At 46.8% G+C, this 6,571-nt stretch carries 6 protein-coding genes; 2 read left to right on the top strand and 4 right to left on the bottom strand.

Annotated features, from left to right (window positions below):
• Positions 1–267: 267 nt before the first annotated feature.
• Both QUA16_RS19375 and QUA16_RS19370 read right to left on the bottom strand, forming a co-directional pair.
• Entirely contained in the window at positions 268–1,302 is a 1,035-nt protein-coding gene (locus QUA16_RS19375) for a VOC family protein (RefSeq protein ID WP_333105213.1), read from the bottom strand.
• Between the two features lie 321 nt (positions 1,303–1,623).
• A complete protein-coding gene (locus tag QUA16_RS19370; protein WP_333105215.1) occupies positions 1,624–2,070 on the bottom strand; it encodes a hypothetical protein in 447 nt (148 codons plus the stop codon).
• Between the two features lie 61 nt (positions 2,071–2,131).
• Here QUA16_RS19370 and QUA16_RS19365 point away from each other — a divergent pair, with 61 nt between their 5' ends.
• On the top strand, positions 2,132–2,266 hold the full coding sequence (locus tag QUA16_RS19365; RefSeq protein WP_333181299.1) for a hypothetical protein: 135 nt from the start codon (positions 2,132–2,134) through the stop codon (positions 2,264–2,266).
• A 158-nt stretch (positions 2,267–2,424) separates the two neighbouring features.
• On the opposite strand, the gene QUA16_RS19360 is transcribed toward QUA16_RS19365, so the two are convergent.
• Entirely contained in the window at positions 2,425–4,911 is a 2,487-nt protein-coding gene (locus tag QUA16_RS19360; RefSeq protein ID WP_333105216.1) for a putative PEP-binding protein, read from the bottom strand.
• A gap of 72 nt (positions 4,912–4,983) precedes the next feature.
• Here QUA16_RS19360 and QUA16_RS19355 point away from each other — a divergent pair, with 72 nt between their 5' ends.
• Positions 4,984–5,688 (top strand): ComF family protein, encoded by a 705-nt coding sequence (locus tag QUA16_RS19355; RefSeq protein ID WP_333105217.1) that lies wholly within the window; start codon positions 4,984–4,986, stop codon positions 5,686–5,688.
• Between the two features lie 263 nt (positions 5,689–5,951).
• Here the strand turns inward: QUA16_RS19355 and QUA16_RS19350 are convergent, their stop codons facing one another.
• Entirely contained in the window at positions 5,952–6,506 is a 555-nt protein-coding gene (locus QUA16_RS19350; RefSeq protein ID WP_333105218.1) for a 2'-5' RNA ligase family protein, read from the bottom strand.
• Positions 6,507–6,571 lie beyond the last annotated feature (65 nt).

Genomic DNA, 6,571 nt, shown 5'->3' with positions numbered 1-6,571 from the left:
TTTGTTGATTTTGTAAATCAAATCTTGAGTGTTTACTTATCTTAACATGATTTGGTTTTTTTACGCCTACCTACTTAGCATCGGAATTAATATTACTTACAGCCAGGACACGGCACTGCCGTGCCCCTACAATTAATCTGGCGTAGGGAAGCGGCACGTGCAGTCTCCTCTATATCATAAGGAGTGTAACCGGAACTGATATCAGTCAAATTAATTTGTAGTGAAGAATGCAAGTCTTGTGATTTTTATTAAGACTTGCATTCTTCACTACAAACCTGATTCTATCAATGTCCAAAAATATCCGTCAGGTGCAATGAAGGAAAAACTTTGTTCCCCAAATTCATTAGCGACTATTTCTGTGATTTTTTGTGCCTTGCTGGCTTTGACTCGCTCAAAATATTCTGCAATACTAGACACTCGATATGTGTACAGCGACATTCCCAAACATCCGGGATTGGCGCGATCAAATCCATCGCTTAGTGCGATCGAACTCGGGAACCTCACAATATATAGTCTACCCGATCGCGCGGCCCGAAAATCTGTTTTCGACGATCGGGGGTCATCAAAAGCTGTCACCACATATCCTTCCCCAGACTGAAGCTCAAAAATCTCCCTTCCGGCGAGGGAAGACTCAAAGGTTGTTTCTCCATCGTCGCGCGCCCGAATCAATCCCAGAACTTCTTCATAAAATAGCAGCGTTTCTTTGCTGTCATCTTGAATTACCATTCCCATGTGGGTAATTTGACTGGTTTTTAAAAAAGCATTTGAATTGATTTTCCCGTAATTAGGCACAGCATAATTGAATCTTTGAAAAAAAACTTGCCGACTCAAAGGCTGCAAAAGCATCATCTCACGCACTCCGACAGCCGCCTCGACAAAAGGACGCGGTTTTCGCTCTTTGTGGTAAATAATCGCCCAGTGCGGGGATGTATATTTGACCGACAAATTGGCAGATGCAGCCTCTTCGGCATGGTTGAGTATATTCAACAAATCAGCAGTTAAAGTAGTTGCCCAACGGTTGCCTTTCACCTTCATTGACGACATTTGCAAACCATCGTTTGTAGGTTTTTCCCAAATCATCAAGCGAATTAATCCGTGATCCGCATCTTGGTGATAAAGTCGAATCGATCGCACTTTTGAACTAACTCCATATAATTCGCCAGCTTCGGATGCCGAGAATTCTCCTATTTTACCGATCCGATATCCAAATTGCTCCCAATATTGCAGTTGTGGAATCGCATCGGCTACGCCAATACACACTTCGTAAATGCCTGCGATGGAAAGGGGCTGCACTTGATTCATACTTTTTGAAACATAATTTACGCACTTTTACATCGGAGTGTTCGCTGTGAGATATCTAAGCGAGATATATAGCGGTTCTCAAGCGTGGTGAGGTATGCCCACGGAGGCCTATGCCCTATGCCCATGAGTACCTCATATGAGAGCTCGAAAGGCTATATATAGGCAAAGCTTTGCAGGGTGTTCCAAGCCAGATATATAGGCAAAGCTTTGCAGGATGATCGCACTCCTAAAAAAACGCTTTTTACCAAACCGGGATGCTTCCGATACATCGCCGATCAAACCAAGATTTATTAGAATAAACCGGGTTGATGAGCGTTAATCTTAGAAAGAGTAAACTCGCCCTTTTTCATCAATATAAACTGATCGGTCTTGCCGAGTGCTGCCGTCTGATCGGGTGATGCGAATCGTCAAAATGTTTGTCTGCGAGTCAACGTTATAGTCGTATTTCAAAGTTGTGGTTCCTCCGGTGGCATTAATCGGAATATTGGCAATATCGCCGGTGCGATTGCTGATGCGAACAATGATGTTTTTGCTGGTTCCGACGGGCAAAGATGACAAGCTGGCGCCTGATTGACCGTATTCTAGGTTTAATCCAGTTTCATTTAACAGTCTTAGGGTAATGTTGCGAGTATTGTCAACCTGCGCTTGAGGTTGCCAGAATCCGGGTTTTTTGCCACCGTCAGTTGCAGGTTGAGAAAATGCTGGGTGAGGAGGCATGAAGGCCAGGGCGGCAAGTATTGCTGCGGTTGCAATAATTTTTGATTTCACGGTTTTTACCTCCGGGTAAAGGGTTGGCGATATTTCTATCTTAGCTTTAAAATCAAATCTTTTGATAGCGGAAGGAAAAAGAAGGCAGAAGGCAGAAGGCAGAAGGCAGAAGGCAGAAGGCAGAAGGCAGAAGGCAGAAGCAGTAAAAGCAATAAAAGCAAGGGCTTCACCAATTAAAAATGTCCTCACTGTCTGAGCGGTTGCTATATAATTAGAAACCGGATTTCTGTAGTTGTTAATATTCCTGGACGCACGGGTTGTCTAGAAAGCCGATTTCTGAGCGGGTGGCTGCTTGTCAAAGGTATGATTGAGAGTAGAAACCGGATTTCTGGGGTCAAGTGCGTCCGGGAGTTGTTAATTGTTAATTATCGATCGAGCGAGTTCTAGGAGTAGGCGCTGTTCGGCGCGGACGATCGCCCTGCTAGTTTGTTCTACAGCATCGACATTGACCGAAATAGACGAAATCCCCCACCGCACGAAGGATTCAACTGTATCGGGATACAATGCGGGAGCGTCGCCGCAGATTGAGCAAGGAATCCCGGCGGCCCGGGCCTGTTTGATTAATTGTTCGATCGCCCTCATCACTGCTCGATCGCTCCCGTTGAATGCACCTGCTACCTGGTCGGAGTTGCGGTGAATCCCTAACAGAAATTGGGTTAAATCGTTGGTGCCGATGGAAATTCCTTGAACTCCGGCTTTTACGTAATCTGGTAATAAAAATAACACCGAAGGAACTTCCGCCATAATCCACATTTGAAACTCTGTAGAGCGGTTTTTCCAAACAGTTTCTAAGCGCTGGCGGCAGTAGATAAACTCGTCAACCGAGCGCACGAAAGGCAAAATTAAATTAACATTGGTATGACCTGACTCGCAGACTTTTTGAAGTACGCATAGTTCCCAATCAAATAATTCCGGTTCAAAGGTATAACTGAAACTGCCGTGGTCGCCTGACTCGCGTAAGTCGAGAGATCGATAAAATATTGGCCGCGGCGAAACGGCAGCAGCAAACAAGCTGAGGCAATCCGCCATGCGATCGACAAATTCCGATTGGCGGCCGTCTTGTAGCCAAACTTTGGGGTTTTGACAGTCCAAAGCTTCTAATGCCATTAATTCCGATCGCAGCAATCCGATGCCGTCTATTGGCAGATTTTTGAGGCGGTCAATCGAACTTGTTTGGCTGACATTAACTAGCAGTTGAGTCGCCGTTGGTGGGCCCCAAACATATTGAGTAGACTCAGATTGTCGAGCTTTAGACGCCCAATTGGACGATCGATCGGAGGTAGAAGATTGGTGTTTGGCTATTGACATTTTGGCTGCTGTACTGTATATATCTGCCTTTTTTGGTGTGTCCCGAAGTCGGCGGCTGTCTCCTGTCTCGATCGCATCCTGTTGGGTGAGGGCAAAAACTTCTCCGCTATCGCCGTCTACCAACACGGAATCGCCGGAGGCGATCGCCCGCGTGGCCCCGGCAACTCCCACAACGGCGGGAATCCCCAATTCTCTCGCTAAAATGGCGCCGTGGCAGGTCATGCCTCCTTGTTCGGCAACCACCCCAGCAGCCACTTTTAGCCAAGGCAGCCAATTCGGATCGATTGTCGGGGCTACCAAAATGCCTCCCGCTAAGAATTCCGCGTTTTCTGGGTGGGAATTAGTCATAACTTGGGCAATTGCTTCGGCTTTTCCTGATGCTGCTGCCAAACCTCTGAGTATGGCAGGAGTTCGGGCTGGGGCAATCGAGTTTGGCTGCCGGAGGGATCTCGAATTTTCCTCTAGTGGCGCGACTTTTTCCCCTTTGACAAGACGAACTTGAGTGAAATAAAACTGCGCTTCCCCGCTGTTTGCTGTCTGGTTTAGCGTCCACTCTAAAATTAAATCCGAGTCAAATTCTGCCAGCGCTTTTTTACTCAATTCAATGATTTCTTGCAGTTGCGATTCCTCTAAAACGTATTCTGTTTGTGCTTCCTCTCCCAGCGCTAAAACTTGCACGCAACAATCCGCAAAATCAGGAATTATAAATGGAGAATCGGGAATTGGGAAAGCAGAAAACTTGCCGATATGCAGTTTTTTTTTCGGTTCTCCATCGCCGACTTTGAGATTGTAGGCTAATGTTTTGTAACCGATCCGCTGGAATTTAACGGCGGTTGTTTCTGGCTGCACTTGATAGTAATCGGGGATGGTTTCTCCCCTAGCGAGAGACAATCCCAAACCGCTGGTGGCTTGGATTTCCCACTGTGCACCCGCCTTTGTTTTCACCTCGCCCGCGGCGATCGCTTCTTGAAGTGGCTGCACCAAAACTGCGGGATTGATTTGCTGTACCCGCAGGCCGCACCGCTGCCAGTAAAATAGACTTCGGGCTCTGAACATTTCTGCCCAAGCTCGTTTGAGTCCGTCCCCAATGGCTTCGGGTTCTGCCCGTACTGCCTGAGATGCCAGAATGCCGACTGTTTTCGGGTTCCAGGAAGTCAGGGAAGGGCGAAAAATTAAGGCTGTGGAGTTTAAGTTTGACTTGGAGTTGAGTTGAGAAACAGCAGACTCTAGGGTGGAGAGCAGTGAATCTGGTAGTTTGCCGGCGAGGATTTGGTGGCGGATGCTGCGGGCGATCGATTGCAGTTGTCTGGGTTCATCGACATTCAAGTGCAGGGAAGAGTGTGGCCAGTCAGCAAACAGCGGTTCTAGGCACTCGATCGACTCTAAAAACTGCCAGAATGTGGTAGCCGGCACGACAAAACCCGGTACAACGGGATGATTTTTCTGGAGCAAACAGCTCAAGTAAAATGCTTTTTCTCCCACTGCATCTCGGTCTGAAGGTTGAATTTTGTCTAACCAGTAGAGGTTTTTCACGCTGCGAGCCTGTCGGTGGAAACTGATTGAAGTTGAAAGTTTTTCCCATTAATCACTTACGATAATTTTAGGATGAACAAGCGAAAATGGACGGGATTAGTCAAATCTTTTCTCAATCTATTTCTTAAGTCTAACTGTCCTCTTTGTCAGCGACCGGCTGCCGGAGAGTTTTGTCCGTACTGTCACAAGCAACTTCAGCGATGTCAGTTAAGCGATCCCGGTCGATTTTGGCATTCACAACAGCGTGTTTTTGTGTGGGGTGAGTATGGCGGGGCTCTCAAACGGGCGATCGCAGCTTTGAAATATGACGGCAATCCGCAATTAGCGAAACCTCTAGGCGGCTGGCTGGCGGAAGCTTGGCTGAGTTTTCCTGAATTAGCTATAGACAATTTAACAGTTGTACCGATTCCCCTGCACAAAGAAAAGCTCAAGCAGCGCGGTTTTAACCAGGCGGAACTGTTGGCTGAAAGTTTTTGTGAGCTGACTGGTTTGCCTTTGCAGCGGCACGGTTTGGAGCGGGTGAAAAATACTCAGGCTTTATTCGCTCTGACGCCCCAGCAGCGGCAAGCGGAAATGAAAAATGCTTTAGGTTTGGGGAAAGATTTTCGCCGCCGGCGCCCGCGCGATCGAGTGCTGTTAGTTGATGATATTTACACTAGCGGTACTACGGTTAAGTCGGCAATTAAAATTTTGGAACAATCGGGAATTTCGGTTTATGGAACTGTGGCACTGGCAACTCCGAATAAGAGCGATCGGTCAATCGATTTTAGATTTTAGATTTTAGATTTTAGATTTTAGAATTGAAGCATTGACCCCACGGATAAATTGGGGGCAAGTTTATCGGATACAGGTTTGTTATTTCTCCACCACGGATGAATCCGGGGCTTGTATCCTTGATGCTTTCGGTAAGTTGTGACTGGCTTTAATTTTCAACAGGTTTCTAGTGAGGAAATGATATTTATCAGGATTGGCTAATAAAAAAAACTGGGAAAACTAACCGCGAAGACGCTAAGGACGCGAAGAAAGAGAAGGGAGAGAGTTTAGGCGGAAAGTGGGAATTGGTTGCTGATGTTCCATCGGCTGCCGTCGTGAAGCAGTAAAGTTAACGCCGAAGCGGTAAACTCAAAGTGGAGCGATCGCCCTGCAAATTCCAACCAAGCCGTTTGAAAATTCTCTTTAGTTAAATCGCGAAACGCTACTGTCATGTGCGGTACAAATGGGCGAGTCTGAGAAACTCGATCGACTATTCCCAAAGTTGCCTCCATATAAGTCATCAAATCTTTTTGAATCTCCAGCAATTCGGGTGATTTGACAACATCCGCGTAAATGACGCGGGGCGCGAAAGCAGCAAAACCGGATAGAGTAACGGGAATTGGCAGTCGGTTGGCAGAAAACGGGTTCAAAATTTCCTCTAATTTGGGAACATCCTCCGCTAAGCATTCAAAAGGAGGTTGCAGCGTGATGTGCGGCGGCGAATTCAAAGCACCGCGGCTGTTGTAATGTTCCGCAAAATACTGTTGAATCTCAGTAATGTGCTGTTCAATATCGGGAGGCGGCACTAGGGCAATAAAAAATCGCTGTTTTGACTGGTTCATAGGATACGATCGCAGTGAGGAAGAAATGGCGGAGTATGGAAAATCGAGTATTTACTCAAGGCTTG

It is taken from the genome of Microcoleus sp. S13_C3 (assembly GCF_036700905.1).
GTDB lineage: Bacteria > Cyanobacteriota > Cyanobacteriia > Cyanobacteriales > Microcoleaceae > Microcoleus.
The sequence above is the reverse complement of the archived record's forward strand: the minus strand, read 5'-3'. Positions and strand labels throughout refer to the sequence as shown.